The 21,776-nt window shown below is 34.0% G+C and carries 23 protein-coding genes; 20 read left to right on the top strand and 3 right to left on the bottom strand.

What is annotated here, in order from left to right; genetic code table 11:
- Positions 1–45: 45 nt before the first annotated feature.
- The 7 genes from greA to AC4BC5_RS01525 all read left to right on the top strand — a co-directional run bounded on the left by greA (position 46) and on the right by AC4BC5_RS01525 (position 5,163).
- Positions 46–519, top strand: coding sequence for a transcription elongation factor GreA (gene greA / locus AC4BC5_RS01555; protein ID WP_490496431.1), 474 nt, complete (start codon positions 46–48; stop codon positions 517–519).
- Positions 520–653: 134 nt separating this feature from the next.
- Positions 654–1,385: a cell wall-active antibiotics response protein LiaF gene (gene liaF, locus AC4BC5_RS01550; RefSeq protein WP_490496430.1), complete on the top strand. Its 732-nt coding sequence runs from the start codon at positions 654–656 to the stop codon at positions 1,383–1,385.
- Positions 1,382–2,464, top strand: coding sequence for a sensor histidine kinase (locus tag AC4BC5_RS01545; RefSeq protein ID WP_490496429.1), 1,083 nt, complete (start codon positions 1,382–1,384; stop codon positions 2,462–2,464). The genes liaF and AC4BC5_RS01545 overlap by 4 nt, the downstream gene beginning before the upstream one ends.
- Complete coding sequence (locus tag AC4BC5_RS01540; RefSeq protein WP_490496428.1) at positions 2,461–3,090, top strand: response regulator transcription factor; 630 nt, start codon at positions 2,461–2,463, stop codon at positions 3,088–3,090. The genes AC4BC5_RS01545 and AC4BC5_RS01540 overlap by 4 nt, the downstream gene beginning before the upstream one ends.
- Positions 3,091–3,162: 72 nt before the next feature.
- Positions 3,163–3,828, top strand: coding sequence for a potassium channel family protein (locus AC4BC5_RS01535; RefSeq protein ID WP_490496427.1), 666 nt, complete (start codon positions 3,163–3,165; stop codon positions 3,826–3,828).
- Between the two features lie 11 nt (positions 3,829–3,839).
- Positions 3,840–4,133, top strand: coding sequence for a HesB/YadR/YfhF family protein (locus AC4BC5_RS01530; protein ID WP_490496426.1), 294 nt, complete (start codon positions 3,840–3,842; stop codon positions 4,131–4,133).
- Positions 4,134–4,236: 103 nt separating this feature from the next.
- A complete protein-coding gene (locus AC4BC5_RS01525) occupies positions 4,237–5,163 on the top strand; it encodes a glycosyltransferase family 2 protein (RefSeq protein WP_490496425.1) in 927 nt (308 codons plus the stop codon).
- Between the two features lie 27 nt (positions 5,164–5,190).
- On the opposite strand, the gene AC4BC5_RS01520 is transcribed toward AC4BC5_RS01525, so the two are convergent.
- Both AC4BC5_RS01520 and AC4BC5_RS01515 read right to left on the bottom strand, forming a co-directional pair.
- Positions 5,191–6,144 carry a phosphoglycerate dehydrogenase gene (locus tag AC4BC5_RS01520; protein WP_490496424.1) on the bottom strand — a complete coding sequence of 318 codons (954 nt, stop codon included), beginning with the start codon at positions 6,142–6,144 and terminating at the stop codon, positions 5,191–5,193.
- Between the two features lie 68 nt (positions 6,145–6,212).
- Entirely contained in the window at positions 6,213–7,016 is an 804-nt protein-coding gene (locus AC4BC5_RS01515; protein WP_490496423.1) for a DUF1189 domain-containing protein, read from the bottom strand.
- Positions 7,017–7,132: 116 nt separating this feature from the next.
- Between AC4BC5_RS01515 and AC4BC5_RS01510 the strand changes: the two genes are divergently transcribed.
- The 13 genes from AC4BC5_RS01510 (at position 7,133) to AC4BC5_RS01450 (ending at position 20,970) form a co-directional block, all read left to right on the top strand.
- Positions 7,133–7,561, top strand: a complete 429-nt coding sequence (locus AC4BC5_RS01510) for a GtrA family protein (RefSeq protein WP_490496422.1) — start codon at positions 7,133–7,135, stop codon at positions 7,559–7,561.
- An 86-nt stretch (positions 7,562–7,647) separates the two neighbouring features.
- Positions 7,648–8,256 (top strand): superoxide dismutase, encoded by a 609-nt coding sequence (locus AC4BC5_RS01505; RefSeq protein WP_490496421.1) that lies wholly within the window; start codon positions 7,648–7,650, stop codon positions 8,254–8,256.
- 70 nt (positions 8,257–8,326) lie between these two features.
- Complete coding sequence (locus tag AC4BC5_RS01500; RefSeq protein ID WP_490496420.1) at positions 8,327–8,815, top strand: GNAT family N-acetyltransferase; 489 nt, start codon at positions 8,327–8,329, stop codon at positions 8,813–8,815.
- Positions 8,816–8,885: 70 nt separating this feature from the next.
- A complete protein-coding gene (locus AC4BC5_RS01495) occupies positions 8,886–9,086 on the top strand; it encodes a cold-shock protein (protein ID WP_490496419.1) in 201 nt (66 codons plus the stop codon).
- Positions 9,087–9,189: 103 nt separating this feature from the next.
- Positions 9,190–9,594, top strand: coding sequence for a glycerol-3-phosphate cytidylyltransferase (gene tagD, locus AC4BC5_RS01490; RefSeq protein ID WP_490496418.1), 405 nt, complete (start codon positions 9,190–9,192; stop codon positions 9,592–9,594).
- 121 nt (positions 9,595–9,715) lie between these two features.
- Entirely contained in the window at positions 9,716–10,777 is a 1,062-nt protein-coding gene (locus AC4BC5_RS01485) for an ABC transporter ATP-binding protein (protein ID WP_490496417.1), read from the top strand.
- Between the two features lie 46 nt (positions 10,778–10,823).
- Entirely contained in the window at positions 10,824–11,633 is an 810-nt protein-coding gene (locus AC4BC5_RS01480; RefSeq protein ID WP_490496416.1) for an ABC transporter permease, read from the top strand.
- A gap of 135 nt (positions 11,634–11,768) precedes the next feature.
- The gene (locus AC4BC5_RS01475) at positions 11,769–12,872 is read left to right on the top strand and encodes an LCP family glycopolymer transferase (RefSeq protein WP_490496415.1); all 1,104 of its coding nucleotides are present in this window, start codon (positions 11,769–11,771) and stop codon (positions 12,870–12,872) included.
- A 241-nt stretch (positions 12,873–13,113) separates the two neighbouring features.
- Positions 13,114–15,204: a peptidoglycan D,D-transpeptidase FtsI family protein gene (locus AC4BC5_RS01470; RefSeq protein ID WP_490496414.1), complete on the top strand. Its 2,091-nt coding sequence runs from the start codon at positions 13,114–13,116 to the stop codon at positions 15,202–15,204.
- 247 nt (positions 15,205–15,451) lie between these two features.
- Entirely contained in the window at positions 15,452–17,473 is a 2,022-nt protein-coding gene (locus AC4BC5_RS01465; RefSeq protein ID WP_490496413.1) for a cation:proton antiporter, read from the top strand.
- Between the two features lie 152 nt (positions 17,474–17,625).
- Entirely contained in the window at positions 17,626–19,503 is a 1,878-nt protein-coding gene (locus AC4BC5_RS01460) for an ABC-F family ATP-binding cassette domain-containing protein (RefSeq protein ID WP_490496412.1), read from the top strand.
- Positions 19,504–19,514: 11 nt separating this feature from the next.
- Positions 19,515–20,462 carry a thymidylate synthase gene (locus tag AC4BC5_RS01455; protein WP_490496411.1) on the top strand — a complete coding sequence of 316 codons (948 nt, stop codon included), beginning with the start codon at positions 19,515–19,517 and terminating at the stop codon, positions 20,460–20,462.
- A gap of 19 nt (positions 20,463–20,481) precedes the next feature.
- Positions 20,482–20,970 (top strand): dihydrofolate reductase, encoded by a 489-nt coding sequence (locus tag AC4BC5_RS01450; protein WP_490496410.1) that lies wholly within the window; start codon positions 20,482–20,484, stop codon positions 20,968–20,970.
- An 89-nt stretch (positions 20,971–21,059) separates the two neighbouring features.
- Here AC4BC5_RS01450 and trhA read toward each other — a convergent pair whose 3' ends face one another.
- Entirely contained in the window at positions 21,060–21,713 is a 654-nt protein-coding gene (gene trhA / locus AC4BC5_RS01445) for a PAQR family membrane homeostasis protein TrhA (RefSeq protein ID WP_490496409.1), read from the bottom strand.
- Positions 21,714–21,776 lie beyond the last annotated feature (63 nt).

Raw genomic sequence — 21,776 nt, 5'->3', positions numbered from 1 at the left:
TTATTCTAGAGATGCGAAATGATGAGATGTAAAAGGAGATTTATTATGGTAGAAAAAGTATATCCAATGACGATAGAAGGAAAAGAAAAATTAGAGCAAGAATTAGAAGAATTAAAAACGGTTAAACGTGGTGAAATTATTGAGCGAATTAAAGTTGCTCGTAGTTTTGGTGACTTATCTGAGAACTCTGAATACGAATCTGCAAAAGATGAACAAGCATTTGTGGAAGGACGTATTACAACATTAGAAACAATGATTCGTTTTGCACAAATCATTGATAATGATGGTGTAGATCAAGATGAAGTTTCAATCGGTAAAACAGTCGTGTTTAAAGAGTTACCGGATGAAGAAGAAGAAGAGTATACTATTGTAGGTAGCGCTGAAGCAGATCCATTCTCTGGTAAAATTTCAAATGATTCTCCAATTGCTCAAGCATTAATTGGCAAAAAAATTAATGATGAAGTAACAATTTCAACTCCAGGTGGAGATATGCTAGTAAAAATTGTTAATGTAAAATAAGTAAAAACTGCAATAGGAATAGACCACTAGGGTTTATTCCTATTTATTTGTTATCTTTCAGCCTCACGACGGATGAAGTTTGTGATAAAAACGAGTATGATAAGCAGAGAAATTGAAGTAGAGGAGGGAATTCTATGAATAATCCATGGCGATTCTTTTTTGTTGTAGAAGCCTTATTGTTTTTACTTGCTGTATGGCAAATTATCAATAATACACCGTTATTAATTTTATTAGGAATAGGCATGTTAAATGTTTATTTAGCAATCAACCGTAAAAAACATTTGCGTACGAAGAATTTTCAATTGATTGTGGGTTGTTTAATGATTTTAGTAAGTTTATTAAATAGTCCCGCATTGTGGTTAATGATTGTTTTTGCTGTTCTTTTTATTGGCTTAAAAGGAGTTGAAATTTCAGGAATTGATTTTTCAAAGCACTCTTTTTGGCGTAAAAAACAAATCATTATGGTAGAAACGGATGAACCACAAAATCATGATGGTAAAAAGAAAAAACAACAATGGTTTGGAAATGAGCGAATAGGCAGTCAAGTCTATGAGTGGGACGATATTAATATCAGTATTTTATCAGGCGATACTATCATTGATTTAGGCAATACAATCCTACCAAAAAATGATAATATTGTATTAGTACGAAAAGGGTTTGGTCGAACACGAATTTTAATTCCAACCGGGATTGGCGTTCAATTAGAACACGCGGCTTTTGCTGGTTCTGTCATTTTTGAATCAAAGGAAACTGAGCTACGCAACGAAGTGTTGACTGTAGTAAGCAGTGATTACAGCACAAGTCCTCGACGTTTGAAAATAGTATCTAACACTTTAGTGGGAGATTTAGAGGTGATTCGTGTATGAGAGCTAAAACCTCCCGAAGTATGTTTGCTTTATATAGTGGCATCGTGACCTTACTCGTCTTAGTTTTTGTCTTATTTACCTATTTATTTGCCACTGGTCAAAAAAACTGGTGGTTGCAATTATTTCAAGTAAAAGTTTTATTCATTCCAATGATTTTTTATTTATTAGCCATTGCACTTGTCTCGGGAATCTCTATATTTGTTCTTTTGTCATATACACAAAAAAGGCTATTAGCACCAATTGAAGAAAAAATGCGTTTACTAGCAAATGGTAATTTAGAGAGTAAAACGTTAAATGAAAATATGCCGCTATCTGCTTCAAACAAAGAATTGTTTAATATGGATAATGACATTCATCAAATCAAAGAAAAGCTCAAAGAAATGTCAAGTGAATTACAAATTTTAAATGCACGTCCTCAAGTTGTAGATGGACAGACAAAAGAAGAAATTTTAGAAAATGAACGACATCGTTTGGCTAGAGAATTACATGATTCTGTTTCTCAACAGTTATTTGCAGCAATGATGATGATGTCTGCGTTAAATGAGCAGGCAATCAAAACTGATGCACCAGAAATGCAAAGAAAGCAATTAGCAATGGTTTCAGATATTATCAATGCTTCGCAATCTGAAATGCGTGCATTATTATTACACCTTCGACCAGTTACGTTAGAAGGGAAGAGCTTAAAGCAAGGTATTGAACAATTATTAAGAGAACTACAAACAAAAATCAAGATTTCTTTAAAGTGGGATATTGAAGATTTAGTAATTCCAAGTAGCATTGAAGATCAATTATTTCGTGTCGTACAAGAATTACTTTCTAATACATTACGTCACGCTAAAGCTGAGGAGTTAGAAGTTTACCTTAATTTAATTGATCAAAATATTTTATTGCGAGTTATTGATGATGGTGTTGGCTTTGATCCTGAGAAGCAACAACAAAAAGCTGGCAGCTATGGCTTAATGAATATTCGTGAACGAATTACAGGCGTTGGTGGAACATTAAAAATTATTAGTTTTAAAAATCAAGGAACTAGTGTAGAAATTAAGATTCCGTTGTTGAAGGAGGTTACTAGTAAATGATAAGAGTATTGTTGGTAGATGATCACGAGATGGTACGTTTAGGCGTGTCTTCTTATTTATTGATTCAGGATGACATAGAAGTGGTGGGCGAAGCTGAGAATGGAATAGTTGGCTACGAAAAAGCTTTAGATTTACGTCCAGATGTTATATTGATGGATCTAGTAATGGAAGAAATGGATGGAATTGAAGCAACAAAAGCTATTTTAAAAGATTGGCCAGAAGCAAAAATTATTATTGTGACTAGCTTTATTGATGATGAAAAAGTTTATCCCGCAATTGAGGCGGGAGCTGCTGGTTATATGTTAAAAACATCAACAGCACATGAAATTGCAGATGCGATTCGTGCTACACAACGCGGAGAACGTGTGTTGGAGCCAGAAGTGACGACTAAAATGGTAAATCGCATGACGAATAAAACAATCCAATTGCATGAAGATTTGACTAATCGTGAACGTGAAGTATTGATGCTGATTTCTCAAGGGAAAAGCAATCAAGAAATTGCAGATGAACTATTTATAACCTTGAAGACAGTTAAAACACATGTCTCTAATATTCTGTCAAAACTTGAAGTGGAAGATCGTACGCAAGCTGCGATTTATGCGTTTAAACATAAATTAGTAAAATAGTTATTTGCCGATTAGTAAAACCCAACAGTTGTTATAATTTGTAGAGGAATATTGTTTAAAGGAGCGAAAACAATGAGACAAAATTATGCTATTATCGGCTTAGGTCGTTTCGGTGGGAGTATTTGCCGAACTTTGATAGAATCAGGTCAAGAGGTTCTAGCAATTGATAGTAATGAAGATCGAGTCAATGAATATATGAATATTGCAACCCATGCAGTTGTAGGAAATGCTCAAGATGAAATGACATTGCGATCATTAGGAATCCGTAACTTTGATCACGTTATTGTGGCAATTGGTGAAGATATTCAAGCAAGTATTCTAGTTACTTTAATGGTGAAAGAAATGGGTGTGCCAAATATTTTAGCTAAAGCACAAAATGAATATCATGCGCGTGTATTAGAAAAAATAGGTGCTGATCGCGTGGTTCATCCGGAGAGAGATATGGGGATTCGAATTGCACACAATTTAGTATCTAAAAATATTTTGGATTTCATTGAACTTTCTGATGAATTTTCATTAGCTGAAATTCGGGTAACCAATGAACGTTTCTTCAACAAGACATTGCTAGAATTGAATTTTCGTCAAAAATTTGGCTTAACAGTTGTCGCTATTCGCCGAGGAAATGGCAAAGTTGTCGTTTCTCCTGCTGCTAGTGAAATTGTCCGTGAAAACGATAATCTACTGGTGATTGGAAGTACGGATGAAGTAGATTTACTTGATGATAAACTAAACGACTAGGGGTGTAGCAAATGAAAATAGTAATTACAGATACAGCATTGGCATGGTTTAAGAAAGAAGTAGTATTACAGCCAGAAACAGGAATTCGTTTCTTTGGAAAAATTTACGGAAACACTCAAGTTCATGATGGATTCTCAGTGGGAATGTCCGTTGATCGACCAGAAAATCCACTTTTTGAAGAAACGGTTGACGGTATTTTATTTTTTGCTGAAGAAAGTGATGATTGGTTCTTTAAAGGCTTAGAAATGACTGTTGATTATGATGAAAAATTAAATGAACCGAAATATTTATTTGCAGAGTTATAATAGTTAAATGTGAAAAGGCTGAATTTTTCTTAGAATTCAGTTTTTTTTTTATAAAAAAGCTAAATATGCTATAATTTTTGAAAATTAGGAGGTTGAAGTATACATGTTATCAATAGTAGTCCCTTGCTATAATGAGGAAGAATCTCTTCCGTTGTTTATTAAAGAAGTAGAAAAAGTAGCTGTAAATATCGAACATAAATTAGAGTATATTTTTGTGAACGATGGATCAAAAGATCAAACATTACAAGTATTACGAAAACTCCATGAGGAATTGCCTGACAAAGTAAGATATATCTCTTTTTCAAAAAATTTTGGGAAAGAAGCTGGATTGTATGCTGGTTTACAGGCAGCAAAAGGTGAGTTGATTACTGTCATGGATGCTGATTTACAAGATCCTCCGGAATTATTACCAAAAATGATTAAAATGATTGAAGAATCAGATATTGACTGTGTAGGAACTAGAAGGGCCGACCGTCAAGGTGAGCCACCAATTCGGAGTTTTTTTGCCAAGATGTTTTATAGATTGGTAAATAAATTTGGTGATACAGAAATGGTAGATGGCGCACGTGATTTTCGTTTAATGACTCGTCAAATGGTAAATGCAATTTTAGAGGTTACTGAGTATAATCGTTTTTCAAAAGGAATTTTTAGTTGGGTAGGTTTTAAAACGGAATACATTTCTTATGAGAATCGTGAACGAGTTGCAGGGAAAACATCCTGGTCTTTTTGGAGTCTCTTTAAGTATTCTATAGATGGAATTGTCAATTTTTCAGATGCTCCTTTAACCATCGCATCGGTTATTGGTGCGATTACTTGTCTTGGTGCAGGACTGGCATTGTTATTTATTGTTTTTCGCACTTTGATTTTTGGTGATCAGACAGATGGATGGCCATCACTAGTTTCAATTATTTTATTTGTTAGTGGTATTCAACTTTTGAGTATCGGGATTATTGGTAAATATATCGGTAAAATTTTCTTAGAAACGAAAAAACGTCCAATCTATATCATAAAAGAAACCGAAGAGAAATAAAAGAAGATGGCTTTCACCATCTTCTTTTTAATAGCCAGATTGAATGTTTACGGTATTTTTAGATAAATTTCCTGTAGTGTAAAATGATTTGAAATTCTCGATAAAAATACGCATGAACGCTTTTTGAAAGTGGGGCGTGTACCCTGAAATATGTGGTGTGATTAGTATATTCTCTAGCGTCCATAATGGGTCATTCTCTGATAATGGTTCGTCTTCAAAGACATCTAAAGCTGCAAAATGGATCGAATGATCAACTAGTGCTTGATAAAGTGCAGTCGTATCAACACTTGCCCCCCGACCAACGTTGATAAATGTTGCTGATTGTTTCATAGTTGCAAAGAAGTCATCATCATACAGATGATACGTATCCTCAGTTAGCGGTAAAATATTGATAACGATATCGGCTTTTTGAGTTTGTGGAGCAAGTTCTACAATCGAATAGGTTTCATGAAAGTGATCAATTGCGCGACCATTTGTATTGATACCGATGGGACGGCAGTGCAGAAATTCTAAAGATTTGGCTAATTGTTGGCCAATTTTTCCCGTACCGATAATTAACACACGTAAATCTTGTAAGTTATTAATAGTTAGCTCTTTTTGCCAGACCTGTTTTTGTTGACTACTGATAGCTTCAAAAATACCACGGCTTTGCATGAATAAAATCGCTAACACATGATCAGTAATTGATTGGGCATGTAGCCCACTAGCATTTGATAGTTGGATATGATATTTGGCAAACTCCTTTAAGGGTAAAGTATCAACACCAGCGGAAATAGATTGTACCCATTTTAGGGAAGACGAAGGTCTTAATAACTTATCACCCCAATCTTTAGACCAGCCAATAGTGATCTCAACGTTGTCCCAATCAAATGAATCATGAATCTCTTCTGAGGTGATGAAGTGATAATCAGCAGAAATTTCGCGCATTTGGCGAATAAACTCTTCTCGGAATGAACGAGTGGATAAAATATATTTACTCATAAAACAAACCTCCTTTTCTTTAAGTCTAGCAAATTTTAATAAAAAAAGACATTCCCAAAACGGAAATGTCAGGTAATATTTTTTTCTGGACGAACTGCACGAGTAAAAATAAATAGCGTGCTTAACAAAACAAAAGTACTACTATCAAAGGTATACGTTAAAGCATGCACGATCGTTGCTATTACGACTGGTAAAGTGACACATAGTGTTGCAATTTTTAAGTTATCTACAAATGAATAGCTTACTTGACGGAAACGACAGTAGATATTTCCAAATAAGGTAGCAATCAAAATTGAAGTAATTAGACTTAAAAAGGAAGGATAAAGCGCCACTGCGAAGATAATAACAAAAACCCACCAAGGCAGTTGCTGGTTTTCTAGCACGTTTCGTAACATTTTTCCATTAAGAAGCTTTGAGTCTGTCAGGTCTGCGTATAAAAGCTCTAATTGGTTACTACCTAAAATAGAAGTAGTCGCATCATTGGACGGTAGAGTAACAATTAGTTCCTTAGAAAGCAAGCCAACACTTAAAAAGTTGCCCACCATATCTTTTGAGACATCTTCGGGTGTTCGACGTCCATCGGGATCAAAGGTAAAGATAATTGAATTAGTTTGATAAATAAATCCTTTTTCAGCGTTATCTGTTGTTAGTTTACCATCTGAAATAGTGAAATCAGGAATTTGTTTTGCAATTTCTTGCCCATCCGTTTGAATATCTTTAAAGATTTGTAAGACTTGGAAAGTAATTGGAATCGCAGAGAAAGCACTTAGTAATAAGATATAAGCGACGACTTTTCCTAAGCCAATTTTTCGAGCTTCTTTCAACTGGGGAAAATTAAAAAAAGAGTGTTTTGCAAGTTGAATTAATGACATGATACAATCCCTTCATAAAGTGAATAGTTTAAAATACTAAAGTCTATTGTATCAGAAGATAAATAGAAACAAAATAATAAATAAATAAATTTGATATAAAATGAGGAGAAGACAGGATGAAATTTTTAGTGAAATGTAAAAAACAGCTGGAGGAAAAAAAACTATGGGAAGTTTTTATTTATCTCTTTTTTGGTGGATTAACGACGATTGTTAATATTGCCGTTCATTTTACTTGCTTGGATGTATTTGGCTTTCACTACATGCTAGCAACGGTTATTTCATGGAGTGTATCTGTGCTGTTTGCTTTTGTAACAAATAAACGTTGGGTTTTTCATTCACAGACAAAAAGTAACCTAGAATGGCTGATTGAGTTCTCAAAATTTGTTTTTTATCGTTTACTATCTCTAGTCATGGATATGGGCTGTATGTACGTGTTGATTGAACTAATTCACACCGGAGATATTGTGGCAAAAATCTTTACACAAATCCTTGTGGTTGTTGCTAATTATGTTTTCAGTAAGTTTTTAATTTTTAAACGTAATTGAGAAAAAAAACTAAGCATATTTTTTGAAGAAAATCGCTTTCTCTGATAGTCTTACAGTGTAAATAACTATTTAGGAGGAATTATTCTATGACTTACACATTACCAGATTTACCATACGCTTATGATGCTTTGGAACCTTATATCGACGTGGAAACAATGCATTTACATCATGACAAACACCATAACACTTATGTGACAAACTTAAATGCAGCAATCGAAAAATATCCTGAATTAGGTGGAAAGTCTGTTGAAGATTTAATTTCTGATTTATCAGCAGTTCCTGAAGATATTCGTACAGCAGTACGCAATAATGGTGGTGGACATGCAAACCATACTTTCTTCTGGGAAATCATGGCACCAAATGCTGGTGGCGAGCCTGTAGGTGAACTAAAAGCAGCAATTGATGAAAAATTTGGTAGCTTTGATGCATTCAAAGCAGAATTTAAAGCAGCAGCAACTAGCCGTTTTGGCTCTGGTTGGGCATGGTTAGCTTTAAATAATGGGTTATTAGAAGTAGCTTCTACACCAAACCAAGACTCTCCTTTAATGGATGGTCGCACACCAATTGTTGGTTTAGATGTTTGGGAACATGCGTATTACTTAAACTACAAAAATGTTCGTCCAGATTACATTGATGCTTTTTGGAAAGTAGTCAATTGGGAAAAAGCAAACGAATTATACAACGCAGCAAAATAATCGTTTGAGATACTTAAGCAGGTAGAATTTTTCTATCTGCTTTTTTAAGTTTAATGTAAGGAGTAAAAAGGTGATAGAACGTCGAAAAGTTACCCCACTAGACATTGAGAAATTTCATCCAATCATTACAGAAATCTGGCAAGAGGTCTATACGCCAATTATTGGTGAACAGCAAGTTGCCTATATGCTAGAAAACTATCAAGGGATAGAAGCAATCAGTCGAGAAATACAAAATGGAACACAGTATTATATGTTATTTTCAGAAGGAAGTTGTGTAGGATACACAGCTTATGAAATCAAAAAAGATTACTTATACTTAAGTAAAATTTATATCCATCAAAATTATCGTGGAAAAGGCTTGATGCGTGATGTTTTTGACTGGTATGATCAATTAGGTCAAAAATTACAATTAAATCAACGATTACGAGTGAATCAGAATAATAAACAAGCGATTGCTGTCTATCAGCATCGTGGTTTTCAATTGATAAAAGAGGATATTGCTGATATTGGGCAAGGTTTTTTTATGGTAGATTATCTTTTTGAAAAAACCTATTGCTAACGTTTTCATTTTTGTTATAATATTTATAACGAGAATATTCGTTATTTTACTATTTGGAGGCATTATTTATATGGAACATGGTACAGTTAAATGGTTTAACAATGAAAAAGGTTTTGGATTTATTACAGCTGACAATGGCAATGATGTATTCATCCACTTTTCTGCAATTCAAGGAGACGGATTTAAATCTCTAGAAGAAGGACAAGAAGTAGAATTCAGCATTGTTGAAGGGAACCGCGGTCCTCAAGCAGCTGAAGTAACAAAACTTTAAGAATGGCAACCACAAAGAGAAATCTTTGTGGTTTTTCTTTTGTTGCTATTTTAGCTGTTTTTTGTTATCTTCAATTATATTAAATAATAAATGAGGTCTTAATATGAAACGAGTAATTACTTATGGAACATTTGATTTGTTGCATTATGGACATATAAACTTATTGCGTCGAGCAAAAGAACAAGGTGATTATTTAGTAGTTGCTTTATCAACGGATGAGTTTAATTGGGATGAAAAACAAAAGAAATGCTATTTTTCTTATGAAAAAAGAAAACAATTATTAGAAGCTATCCGTTATGTGGATTTAGTTATTCCAGAAAATAGTTGGGATCAAAAGGTTACTGATGTTAAAGAATATCATATTGATACATTTGTGATGGGCGATGACTGGGCGGGTGAATTTGATTTCATTCAAGACAAAACTGAGGCAGAAGTCCTTTATTTAGCACGTACCCCAGAAATTTCTACGACTCAAATCAAAAAAGATTTAAAATTAAATGAAAACTAAGTCGAGACTTCTCGACTTTTTTAATGTTTCCTTTACTTTCTAAAGGATAAATGTTCCTTTGCAAAAAAATGTGGTATGATAACTATGATTTTTTATTGTTTATAAGAGTTTTTGAGGATGGATGAATAAATTGAAAAATAATGAAATCAAAGTAAGAAGTACACTTGTTACAAAAGAGTACGATCTGTATAAGAAAAAATCAGATAAAATCAAAGCACTTTTTAAATTTTATCATCGAAATGTTCCGCGCTTTTGGGCATTAAAAGGTGTGAATTTTGAAGTGAAGGCTGGCGAATCAGTTGGAATTATTGGGATTAATGGTTCTGGAAAATCAACCTTATCCAATGTGATTAGTGGAATTATTCCTCCAACATCAGGTACTATGGAAGTGAATGGCGAAACATCGATTATATCGATTGGTGCTGGATTAAAATTTCAATTAACTGGGATGGAAAATATTCGTCTAAAAGGTTTAATGTCTGGAATGACTAATAAAGAAATTGATGAAAAACTAGATGAAATTATTGCATTCGCTGATTTGGGTGATTTTATCAATCAACCTGTCAAAAGCTATTCAAGTGGGATGCGTTCACGTTTAGGTTTTGCTATTGCCGTCCATAATAATCCAGACATTTTAGTTATTGATGAAGCGTTGTCAGTAGGTGATGAAACATTTTATCAAAAATGTGTAGATAAAATTATGGAATTTAAAGCCCAAGGTAAGACTATTTTCTTTGTCAGCCATGCTTTAGGACAGGTTGAGAAATTATGTGATAAAACAATCTGGATGCACTATGGTGATTTAAGAATGTTTGGTCCAACGAATGAAGTGATGAAAGAATATCGTCAATTTATCGAATGGTTTAAGAAACAACCCAAAGTTGAGCAGAAAAAATATCAAGATACTCAAAAAGAGGCGCAAAAAGCTTTCAATTTAGAAGAATTAGCTGAGCGTGTTGCTAAAGGAGATGCTCAATTAGAAGCACAGCAACTTTCTGAAAAAGCTGTTGATAAAAATTTAAAACGTACACCTTTAGGAGAAAAAATGACAGTTGGCACAAAGCTGCTATTAACTGGAACCATTCTAGCTACGCTATTTTGTACACTAGTATCATTTAGTGGACGTTCGTTAACTTATTCAGTTGAACATCCGGTAGAGGTTATTACAAGTATTTTTAAATAATAGAAATAAATTGAGTATTCAATTTAGATAGAAAAGGAAGAGTTTTGTGAAAGAAATTGTCGCTGTTATCAAAGAACAGTTCCAACATATGGGTATGATATTTCGTATGTCTCGCTATGAAGACAAAGCGACGTATCAGAGCCATTACTTGGGTCTAGCCTGGCAAATTTTGAATCCGGCTATTCAAGTTGGAATTTATTATTTAGTGTTTGGGGTAGGAGTCAATCAAGGTAGAGAAATTTCCGGAGTTCCATTTATTGTTTGGATGTTAATTGGGATTACGGTGTGGTTTTATGTGAATTCATCTATCTTGGGTGCCTCGAATAGTATTCATCGTCAAGTCGGTATGGTTGCAAAAATGAAATTTCCAGTGAGCGTATTGCCAACAATTAATATTGTTAGTAACTTATCCTCCTATTTTCCAATGTTAGCAATTGTCGTTATTACCGTATTAGGTTTTGGCGGTACACCTACATTGTATTGGTTGCAGTACATTTATTACTTTTTCTGTATGTTTGTATTTTTATTTGCATTTGGTTTGTTAAATGCTACCATCACAGTTTTGATTCGAGATTATCATATTTTCTTACAATCTGTGTTACGTTTACTATTTTATGTTTCAGGTCCTATCTGGGACATTCAAAATAGAAATCTACCACCTATGTTAGTTAAAATTTTACGAATTAATCCTATTTATTACATTATTGAAGGTTTTAGAGATACATTTTTAAATCGTGCTTGGTTCTGGGAAAAAACAACATATGGGTTTGTTTTCTGGGGAATTGTATTGATTTTATTAATTTTAGGAAGTCATTTACACATGAAATTCCGTGCGAAGTTTGTAGATTATATTTAAAGAGATGGCTTTCCATCTCTTTTTCATTTATGTTTCAAAATTATTAAGTTTATGTAATAAAATTATTGTGATATTGATACAGATTCTAAATTATGGCAAAATTTAAACGGTTGCTCTATTAGAAAGAGGTGCAGAATGCGTTTATATCAAAAAGTAGTTATAGGAATTTTAGGCATACTAGCTACAGTTGTTATTGGTTTTACCATTTATGGTATGCGTGCGTTTGATGATATCAATGATGTTATTGACAATATTAGTCAAGCTGCCAATAGGAAAACAAAGAAACGAGATGTAGCAGTAAGTATTGAAGACCGAGATCCTTTTTCCATCCTTTTATTAGGTATTGATACTGGAGCACTTGGTAGAACTGATCAAGGACGTTCAGATAGTATGATGGTGGTCACAGTGAATCCTGAGAAAAAGGAATCCACAATTGTCAGCTTAGACCGTGATATTTTGGCTGACATGTTAGATGGTGTAACTTTTGATAAGTTAAATCATGCGTATGCCTATGGTGGCGTGGAACTGGCAATGGATGCTGTAGAAAAATTATTAGATATTCCAATTGACCATTACGTAACGATTAATATGCAAGGTATGCGTGATTTAATTGATGCAGTGGGTGGAATTGAAGTAAATAATAAAATTGACTTTACTCTAGAAAAAGTTCACGTCCCAGCAGGAAAGATTACCTTAGATGGCAAAACCGGGTTGGCATATGCCAGAATGCGTTATGATGATCCAGAAGGTGATATTGGTCGCCAACGTCGCCAACGTGAAGTTGTTACAAAAATTGTAAAAAAAGTACTAAGTTTAGATGGTGTTAGTAACTATCAAAAAATCTTAAAAGCTGTAGAAAAAAATTCTAAAACAGATTTAACTTGGAATGATATGCTAGATATTGCGACTAACTATTATCCAGCCTTCAACACAATTGAACAACATCAATTAGAAGGCAATGGACAAATGATGAACGGTGTTTATTATCAAATTTTAGGTATTACAGAATTATTGAATGTGCAAAATATTCTAAAAGAACAATTGGAACTACCAACAAATAAAACACTTGAGATAGATTCTCAATTCCAATATTCTTACAATGGTTATATTGGGAATCAGTTTTATGATGATTCAGTGGACGGTCTTGACCATACGTCAGTCGCTGATCCTGAAGATGAACCTTATTATGATAATAGTGAAAGCATTGAAGTAGAAGAAACAACAGACTTTGCTTATTAAGAAAAAGCGGCTCATAAGGAGTCGCTTTTTTAGTTGTCCACAAATGAGATAACAGTCTGTAATGTTTCACGAATGAATGCCTATTTATAAGAAAAAAACTTAGAAAACATTTTTTTTGTGAAACAAATCGTTGTTTGGTAAAAAAATGTTGGATTTTCTATAAGTATAAACATTTTCGCTTTTTTTAATTTTTTTTTTTGGTAAAATAAGACAGTAGCTTGAGTATGGAAGGAATGTCATCATGCAGAAATTTAAAAAGAACTTCTCTGGAAATAACAGTCGAAAATCACATGTTCCTTTTCGATTAAATTTATTATTTTTCGTTATCTTTACATTATTTGTGATCTTAATTGCTCAATTAGGGCATTTACAAATTATAAATAGCAATCAGCTAGAGGAGCAATTAAAAGCTTCATCGGTCATCACTATTCAAGGAAGTACCCCTCGTGGAATGATTTACGATGCTTCAGGTGAAGCATTGGTAGAAAATGAAGCGAATGCTGCTATTACTTTTACTCGTGGAATTGAAATGACTGCGAATGATTTATTGGATATTGCGACACATTTAAATGAATTAATTGATATTGAAGCAGATACTTCTTTAACAGAACGCGACTTGAAAGATTTTTGGCTAGCAAATAAAGAAAATTTGAATGAAGCAAGAGACCGATTAACGTCCAAAGAAAAATTAGCTGGTTCATCTAAAGAATATGAATTTCTAGTTGAAAAAGTATCGAATGATGAAATTCAATTTGATGCGGAACAACTAAAGGTGGCAACTATTTTTAAACGTTTAAATAGTGCGCAACAATTAAAAACAGTTTTTGTTAAAAACAAAAAAGTCACAGATAAAGAATTGGCATTAGTTTCTGAACGCGCTCAAGAATTACCAGGAGTTTCTACAGGCACAGACTGGACAAGAGAACTACGTACAGGAAATGAGTCACTAAAAAGCATGATTGGTCGTGTATCTACAGAAGGGTTACAAGCCGAAAATGCGGAAGAATACTTGGCTAAAGGATATGCATTAAACGATCGAGTAGGAACTAGTTTTTTAGAAAAACAATATGAGGAAGTCTTACAAGGAGTTAAATCTCAACAAGAAATTAAAGTAGGCAATGATGGTACTATTGAAAGTCAAAAAGAAATCTCTCCAGGAGAGAAGGGTGATAATTTAGTACTAACCGTTGATACAGCCTTTCAAGAAAAAGTTGATGAACTTGTTAAAAATCTTTATCAAAATCTAATTGATACAAAAGTAGCTGAATATTCACCAGGAATTTATGTTGTTGCTATGAATCCCAAAACTGGCGGAATTATGGCAATGTCAGGGTATCATCATGACGTTGAGACCAATGAGCTATCTGAAAATTCTATTGGTACGTATCAAGCGGCATTTGAACCTGGGTCTGTTATGAAAGCTGCCACAATTACGGCTGGTTGGGAAAATGATGTAATAAATGGGAATCAAGTTTTATATGATCAACCAATCTACCTTCCTGGAAGCACGAAAGCTTCTATTTTTAACAAACTAGGATATAATAATCGTAATTTAGATGTAGTTCAAGCACTCGAACTATCCTCAAACTCTTATATGATTCAAATAGCTTTACGCTTAATGAATATTGATTACCAAGGTGGAGATTTGTATATTCCTGGAGTAACAAGTCAAGAAGATACGTATAAGAAACTCCGTACGGCGATGGGTTCTTATGGTTTAGGTGTTAAAACTGGCATTGATTTACCAAATGAAGAAACAGGATTGCAACCAAGTGTGTCCAGTTTATCTGATAAAAATAATGATGCAGGGAAAGTTCTGGATTTGGCTTTTGGACAATTTGATACATACACTGCAATGCAACTTGCACAATATGTTTCTACAGTAGCTAATGGCGGACAACGTATGGAACCTCACTTAGTTTCAGGTATTTATGAAAATAATCAAAACGGTAACTTAGGTGAACTAAAGAAAGAGATTGAACCGAACGTTTTAAATAAAATTGATATTTCAGCTGAAAATATGAAATTATTACAAGAAGGGTTTTATCAAGTTGTCCATGGAAATGATCCTTATACAACGGCACGTTCATTAACGGCAGCTAAGATGGATTTAGCAGCAAAAACAGGAACTGCTGAACGGGTTATTTATGTTGAAGGCAAGCCCGTTGATGTCGATAACTTGAATATGGTAGCTTATGGTCCATATTATGACCCTGAGATTGCTGTGTCTGTTGTCATTCCCCAGTTAAAAGGAGAGAATCGTGGTACACCGAACTTAGATTTAACGCGTCAAATCATGGATGCTTATTACGATTTATATTTAGCTGAGTAATAGAAAAGATAGGTACGCTTCAGTATCTATCTTTTTTTTGAGAAAAAAGTTATTGACAAATAGTTAGGTACCAAACTATAATTGATTGCGCGAGGAACGTTAGGTACCTAATTAAAAACTTTTGCCTAATTTTCACAAGATCAATATTGAGAATTGTTTAAGCTAAGTAGTTCCTTTATGTTCGTGAAAACGCTAAGTATAAAGTATAATAAATTAGATGCAAAACTTAAGGAAAGAAGATGGTCCGATGGAATTTATTGAACTACTAATTATCATTGCATTAACAATTACTTTCTCAAACATTTTGAGTAAAGTAATGCCTACAATCCCAATCTTTTTTGCCCAAATTTTTCTAGGTATTCTCTTAGGAATGTCAAAATATGGGCATGAAATTACGTTTGAACCAGAGATTTTTTTGGTTATGATTATTGCGCCCCTCTTATTTAGGGAAGGAGAAGAGGCTAATATTTCTTCTATTGCGAAAAATTTTTCAACAATTTTATTTTTAGCATTCGGTGGAGTTATTTTGACCTTACTAGCAGTAGGGTTCACCTTACACGCATTTTTCCCTACAATTCCGCTAGCAGCTTGTTTAGCTTTTGGTGCTGCTTTAGGTCCAACCGATGCTGTGGCAGTAGGATCGCTCTCTAAAAAGCTCAAAATGCCTAGTAAGGTTATTAACATCTTAAATGGCGAAGGGTTACTAAATGATGCATCTGGTGTGACAGCTTTTCAATTTGCTGTAGCAGCATTGTTAACGGGAACTTTTTCTGTAGTAGATGCTTCAGTAACTTTAGTTTTATCTAGTATTGGTGGAGCTTTAGTTGGGATAGGCGTTGTTTGGATTAAAAATCGTATTCTTAATTTTATTGAACAAGCAGCTGCTAAGGATGTAATCAGTTATTTGTTAATTGAACTACTATTGCCTTTTGTTGTTTATGTAATTGCAGAAATTATTGGTGTATCAGGAATTATTGCAGCAGTAGTTGCTGGTGTCTTACAGTCAAGAAGCCATCAACGAGTTACTTTATTTGATGCACAATTAGCGAATGTTTCTGAGAATATTTGGAGTACTATTGGTTTTACTTTAAACGCGCTTGTCTTCTTATTTTTAGGAATTGAATTATCAGAAGTTATTTCACCAGTCTGGACAGATCGTACATATTCAAACGGCTGGTTATTGATGATTGTTTTATTAATTACGGCAGTAGTATTTTTAGTTCGTTTTTTATTCGTCCGTGGTTTTTATTTAGTAAAAGAGCATACATCTGCTGAAAAAACAACTTCACGTGAGATATTATTACTGACTTTTGGTGGAGTAAAAGGAACAGTCAGTTTAGCAGCTATTTTTATTTTACCTTTATCTGTAAATGGTGTGGCATTCGAACAACGTGCATTATTGTTATTTTTAACTGCTTGCGTTATTTTTGTTAGTCTAACCATTGGGATGTTTATTTTACCGCTTCTTTCTGATGGAGAATATGAACGTCCAGTTGATTTAAAAGAATTAGACGTATTGAATACAGTCATTAAATATTTACAACAAAAATTAATGAGAAATTCTCTTTCAGAAGAGGAAGAAACGGCTATTGAAGCAATTATTGATCAATACCGTATGCGTATATGGGAATTAACAACTGAAGGAATGACTGAAAGCGATCAGAAAAAAGTTCAAGAATTGCAAGCTTGGATGTTGACAATTGAACAACAAGGCTTGGATGAAATGTATCAAAAAGGTGAAATTAGTCATACCAGTTATGCTATTTATAACCGTTTGTTAGATCGTTATGAATTTAAAAATGAAAAGAGATTCTTGTCATTTATTAGTTTATGGTTATTAATTGGTCGTCGTTTATTACGTATGCTATTACATCCAAAACGTTTTTGGCGTCTAAAACGTGATCGTGATTTTCTGAAAAATTCTAAAATTAATGTAAATGAATTGAAATATATTTATGATACGAATACGTTGCGAATTAATCAACGTTTAGAATCAAAAGAAGAAAAGGTCAGCAAAACTGTCTTGTCCTTTCTTGCTGGTCGTCGTGAGATGTTATTAAAACGGATGTATCATCGTAATGTTGTTTCAATGGTTTCAATTGAAAAAAGTCCAATTTATGAACGTGAGCTGCTCAATGGTTATACTTATGAACGTCGGACAATCGATGAATTTGAGCGAGAAGATAAGATTTCTTCTTTATTAGCCAATAGTTACCGTCAAAAGGTTAACTTATTAGAATCATTTGCAATTAGTAAAAATTTACATTAGTATTTAACGAGCTTGTAATATAAGTAAAACTGAAAAATATCTGATGGATGGTAGATTCATTTGACCAGACTTTGGGATATTTTACAGTTAAACAAACTTATATCGCAGGTTCGTTTTGTGTTACAATAGCGAAAGGAAATGGAGGGGATTCTGTGAAGGAATTAAAAGTAAGTGAGTTGACCAAAACTTACGGAGAAAAAACGCTTTTTGATCAGATTTCCTTTTTAATCCATGAGCGAGATCGCATTGGATTAATCGGAGTAAATGGAACTGGAAAAACTAGTTTATTAGGAATTTTAGCAGGAAAAGATAGTGGTGATGGTGATCGCCAACAAGTATTTTATCCAAGCGATTATCGAATCGGTTATTTGTCGCAAAATACTGTTTTTGATAAAAACCAAACTGTTTTAGAAGCGGTCTTTCAAGGAGAAAGTGAGCAACTAAAAACAGTTAAGCGATATGAAAAAGCTCTATTGGAACTTGAGACAAATGGTTCAGATGCTCAGGTTCAAAAAGAATATACATTAGCCGAAGAAGCAATGAACGAAAAAGATGCTTGGTTAACAGATACAAATGCTAAAATTATTTTACAAAAATTAGGGATTCATCAATTAGATAAACGCGTAAGCGAGTTATCTGGTGGTCAACAAAAACGTGTAGGCTTAGCCCAAGTTTTAATCGATGAACCAGATTTATTATTATTAGATGAGCCTACTAACCATCTTGACTATGAGGCAATTCAGTGGTTAGAAGGATATTTGAATCAGTATCGTGGCGCTCTTTTGATGGTTACGCATGATCGTTATTTTTTAGATCGTGTAACTAATCGTATTTTTGAATTATCTTTTGGAAAACTTTATGAATATCAAGGAAACTATGAAGCGTATGTATTCGCTCGTGCTGAGCGAGAGCGAGTAGAGAGTGAACAAGAGCAAAAACGCCAACAGTTATATAAACAAGAACTTTCATGGATGCGTGCAGGTGTAAAAGCGCGCACGACGAAACAACAAGCCCGAATTAACCGTTTCGAAGACTTAAAAGAAAATCTTCACCAAGTGAAAACAAATGGAGAAGTTGAAATTGATATTGCAACAAAGCGTTTAGGAAAAAAAGTGTTGGAAATCAAAGATGGAATCTATCATATTGAAAATCAAACGATCCTAAATCATTTTAATTTGTTGATTCAATCCAGAGAACGTTTAGGGATTACTGGAGAAAACGGCGCAGGAAAGTCCACGTTATTAAATATTTTAGCAAGTCGTTTATTTTTAGAACAAGGAGAATTAGTTGTAGGTGAAACTGTTCGTTTAGCTTATTATACACAGCAAAATGAAGCGATGGATAATGACCAACGGATGATTGCATATTTACAAGAAGCTGCAGAAGAAGTTAAACGTAGTGATGGTACACAAATCAGTGTAGCTGAAATGTTAGAACGCTTTTTATTTCCACGTTTTATGCATGGAACGAAAATCGGGAAACTATCTGGTGGAGAAAAACGCCGCTTATATCTATTGAAATTACTAATTGGTCAGCCAAATGTTTTGTTACTGGATGAACCAACTAATGATTTAGATATTGATACATTAACAATTCTAGAAGACTATTTACAGTCTTTTCCAGGCGCTGTCATCACAGTATCACATGATCGTTATTTCCTAGATAAAGTAGCAGAAAAATTGCTTGTTTTTAAAGGGCAAGGGAAGATAGATACTTATTTTGGTTCGATTAATGAATACTTGGCAGAAGAACCTAAAGAAGTGGCAATCAAAATAAAAAATCTTGAAAAACAACCAGAGAAAAAAGTTAAAAAGAAATTAAGTTATATGGAAAAAAAAGAATGGGAAACCATTGAAGAGGACATTGCAAAGCTAGAAGAAAAAATAGACATGTACACAGAAGACATGAATCATCAAGGTGATAATTTTACAAAATTACAAGAGTTACAAAATGCAGTAACAGAAACCGAGAAATTATTAGATGAAAAAATGGAACGTTGGGCATATTTGAGCGAATTGGCAGACGAATAGGAGGAGAATAAATGGAACAAGCATACCTTGACCTAGGTAAAAAAATACTTGAAGAAGGCAATCAGAAAGGCGACCGAACAGGTACAGGCACTAAAAGTATTTTTGGTCATCAAATGCGTTTTGATTTACAACAAGGCTTCCCACTATTAACGACGAAACGTGTTCCTTTTGGCTTAATTAAAAGTGAGCTATTATGGTTTTTAAAAGGCGATACTAATATTCGCTATTTATTACAACATAATAATCATATTTGGGATGAATGGGCATTTGAGCGCTATGTCAAGAGCTCTGATTATCAAGGCCCTGATATGACAGATTTTGGTCATCGTTGCTTAGTTGATGAGGCGTTTAATGAAATTTACCAAAAAGAATTAAAAACTTTTTGTCAAAAAATTGTAGATGATCAAGCGTTTGCTATGCAGCACGGTGATTTGGGAAAAGTATATGGTTATCAGTGGCGTCATTGGGAAACTGCTAATGGTGGTTTCATTGACCAAATTCGAGATGTAGTAACCATGATTAAAGAGACTCCAGATTCAAGACGGTTAATTGTTTCGGCATGGAATCCAGAAGATGTTCCTAGCATGGCTTTACCACCCTGTCACACGATTTTTCAATTCTACGTTAATGATGGTAAATTAAGTTGTCAATTGTATCAACGGAGTGCAGATGTCTTTTTAGGTGTCCCTTTTAATATTGCCAGTTATGCTTTGTTAACACATTTAATTGCTCATGAAACAGGATTGGAAGTCGGAGAATTTGTGCATACCTTAGGCGATGCGCATCTTTATAACAATCATTTTGATCAAATGAAGGAACAGTTAGCGCGTGAGGTACGTCCTGCACCAAAATTGATTTTGAATGAAGAAAAACAATCAATTTTCGATTTCAAAATGACAGATATTACTCTTGAAGGATATGATCCGCATCCAGCAATTAAAGCACCGATTGCAGTATAAGGGAAAGAAGGGAAAACAGATGTTAGTAGCACTTTGGGCACAAGATAGAAATGGTCTCATTGGAAAAGATAATCAGCTTCCATGGAGTTTACCAGCAGACCTGAAATTTTTTAAAGAGACAACAATTGGTAACACGATTGTCATGGGGAGAAAAACATTTGAAGGTATGGGAAAACGTGTGTTACCATCTCGTCAAACAATTATTTTAACGAGAGATAAAAATTATCAGAGTGAAGGGGTGCTAGTGATGCATACCGCAGCAGAGCTACTTGATTACGCTAATCAAGTAGAGCATCCCGTCTATATTATTGGTGGGGCGTTAATTTTTAAAGATTATTTGCAGTATTGCGATCAATTACTTCGAACAATGATTGATGAAGAGTTTACAGGAGATATTTATATGCCAGAAATTGACTGGTCTCAATGGCAATTGGTTCAGTCAACAGAAGGCACAGTGGATGAGAAAAATAGATATGCGCATCGCTATGAAACATTTGAGCGTAAATAAAAAGTAGCAGTTCGATTATGTAGTGACCCCGAAAGTTAGAACGAAAATCTAACATTTTGGGGGTCTGTACATTCCGAGCTGCTACTTTTTTAAGTGAAAAATAAAACAGAAAAATACATGAGACCGGCGCCTAACATAACAAATAAATGCCAGACTACGTGCATAAAGCGTACATTTTTCAAGCTATAAAATAATGCGCCAACTGTATAAGAAACTCCGCCACTAGCTAAGAGAATAGCTCCCCAAAGTCCGAGTGATTGAGTCAATGGGCGAAAGGCTAATAAGCACAACCACCCCATAATGATATAAATAATGGTTGAAATTTTCGAGACGGTTTCTTGTTTGTGGAGCGTAATTGATTTGTAGACGACACCACTAATTGCTAGTAACCAAATCGCTACAAATAAGGTCCAGCCTAACCAGCCTTGAATACTCAATAAACAAAATGGTGTGTAGCTACCAGCGATTAATAAAAAAATTGATGCATGGTCAAACACTTGGAAGACTTTTTTTGCTTTTGTAAAAATTAAGCTATGGAACAATGTTGAAAATAAAAATAACAAAATCATCATCGAACCATAAATTGCGTAAGAAACAACATGAATTGGAGAATGTAGATGTGCTCCTTTGACTAATAAAATGACCAGTCCTGCAATGCTAAGTCCAAAACCTACGCCATGTGTGACGGCATTTAATACTTCATTAACGATGAGATATTTACGAGTAAATTTAGATGTTTCCATAAACGCCTGCCTCTTTTCATTTGGAAATTAGTTAAGTTAGATGAAAAAACAATTTTTGTCTGT

This window comes from Enterococcus sp. AMC2644 (assembly GCF_058216475.1).
This window is presented reverse-complemented; position numbering and strand designations above follow the sequence as displayed.

Excerpts from the sequence above, each read along its gene's own strand:
- AC4BC5_RS01530 (WP_490496426.1), top strand. The coding sequence starts at position 3,840 with ATGAAAATAGTAATTACAGATACAGCATTGGCATGGTTTAAGAAAGAA.
- tagD (WP_490496418.1), top strand. The coding sequence starts at position 9,190 with ATGAAACGAGTAATTACTTATGGAACATTTGATTTGTTGCATTATGGA.
- AC4BC5_RS01465 (WP_490496413.1), top strand. The coding sequence starts at position 15,452 with ATGGAATTTATTGAACTACTAATTATCATTGCATTAACAATTACTTTC.
- AC4BC5_RS01495 (WP_490496419.1), top strand. The coding sequence starts at position 8,886 with ATGGAACATGGTACAGTTAAATGGTTTAACAATGAAAAAGGTTTTGGA.
- AC4BC5_RS01505 (WP_490496421.1), top strand. The coding sequence starts at position 7,648 with ATGACTTACACATTACCAGATTTACCATACGCTTATGATGCTTTGGAA.
- AC4BC5_RS01545 (WP_490496429.1), top strand. The coding sequence starts at position 1,382 with ATGAGAGCTAAAACCTCCCGAAGTATGTTTGCTTTATATAGTGGCATC.
- AC4BC5_RS01475 (WP_490496415.1), top strand. The coding sequence starts at position 11,769 with ATGCGTTTATATCAAAAAGTAGTTATAGGAATTTTAGGCATACTAGCT.
- AC4BC5_RS01515 (WP_490496423.1), bottom strand. The coding sequence starts at position 7,016 with ATGTCATTAATTCAACTTGCAAAACACTCTTTTTTTAATTTTCCCCAG.
- AC4BC5_RS01485 (WP_490496417.1), top strand. The coding sequence starts at position 9,716 with ATGAATAAATTGAAAAATAATGAAATCAAAGTAAGAAGTACACTTGTT.
- liaF (WP_490496430.1), top strand. The coding sequence starts at position 654 with ATGAATAATCCATGGCGATTCTTTTTTGTTGTAGAAGCCTTATTGTTT.
- greA (WP_490496431.1), top strand. The coding sequence starts at position 46 with ATGGTAGAAAAAGTATATCCAATGACGATAGAAGGAAAAGAAAAATTA.
- AC4BC5_RS01510 (WP_490496422.1), top strand. The coding sequence starts at position 7,133 with ATGAAATTTTTAGTGAAATGTAAAAAACAGCTGGAGGAAAAAAAACTA.
- AC4BC5_RS01525 (WP_490496425.1), top strand. The coding sequence starts at position 4,237 with ATGTTATCAATAGTAGTCCCTTGCTATAATGAGGAAGAATCTCTTCCG.
- AC4BC5_RS01520 (WP_490496424.1), bottom strand. The coding sequence starts at position 6,144 with ATGAGTAAATATATTTTATCCACTCGTTCATTCCGAGAAGAGTTTATT.
- AC4BC5_RS01450 (WP_490496410.1), top strand. The coding sequence starts at position 20,482 with ATGTTAGTAGCACTTTGGGCACAAGATAGAAATGGTCTCATTGGAAAA.
- AC4BC5_RS01540 (WP_490496428.1), top strand. The coding sequence starts at position 2,461 with ATGATAAGAGTATTGTTGGTAGATGATCACGAGATGGTACGTTTAGGC.
- trhA (WP_490496409.1), bottom strand. The coding sequence starts at position 21,713 with ATGGAAACATCTAAATTTACTCGTAAATATCTCATCGTTAATGAAGTA.
- AC4BC5_RS01535 (WP_490496427.1), top strand. The coding sequence starts at position 3,163 with ATGAGACAAAATTATGCTATTATCGGCTTAGGTCGTTTCGGTGGGAGT.
- AC4BC5_RS01455 (WP_490496411.1), top strand. The coding sequence starts at position 19,515 with ATGGAACAAGCATACCTTGACCTAGGTAAAAAAATACTTGAAGAAGGC.
- AC4BC5_RS01470 (WP_490496414.1), top strand. The coding sequence starts at position 13,114 with ATGCAGAAATTTAAAAAGAACTTCTCTGGAAATAACAGTCGAAAATCA.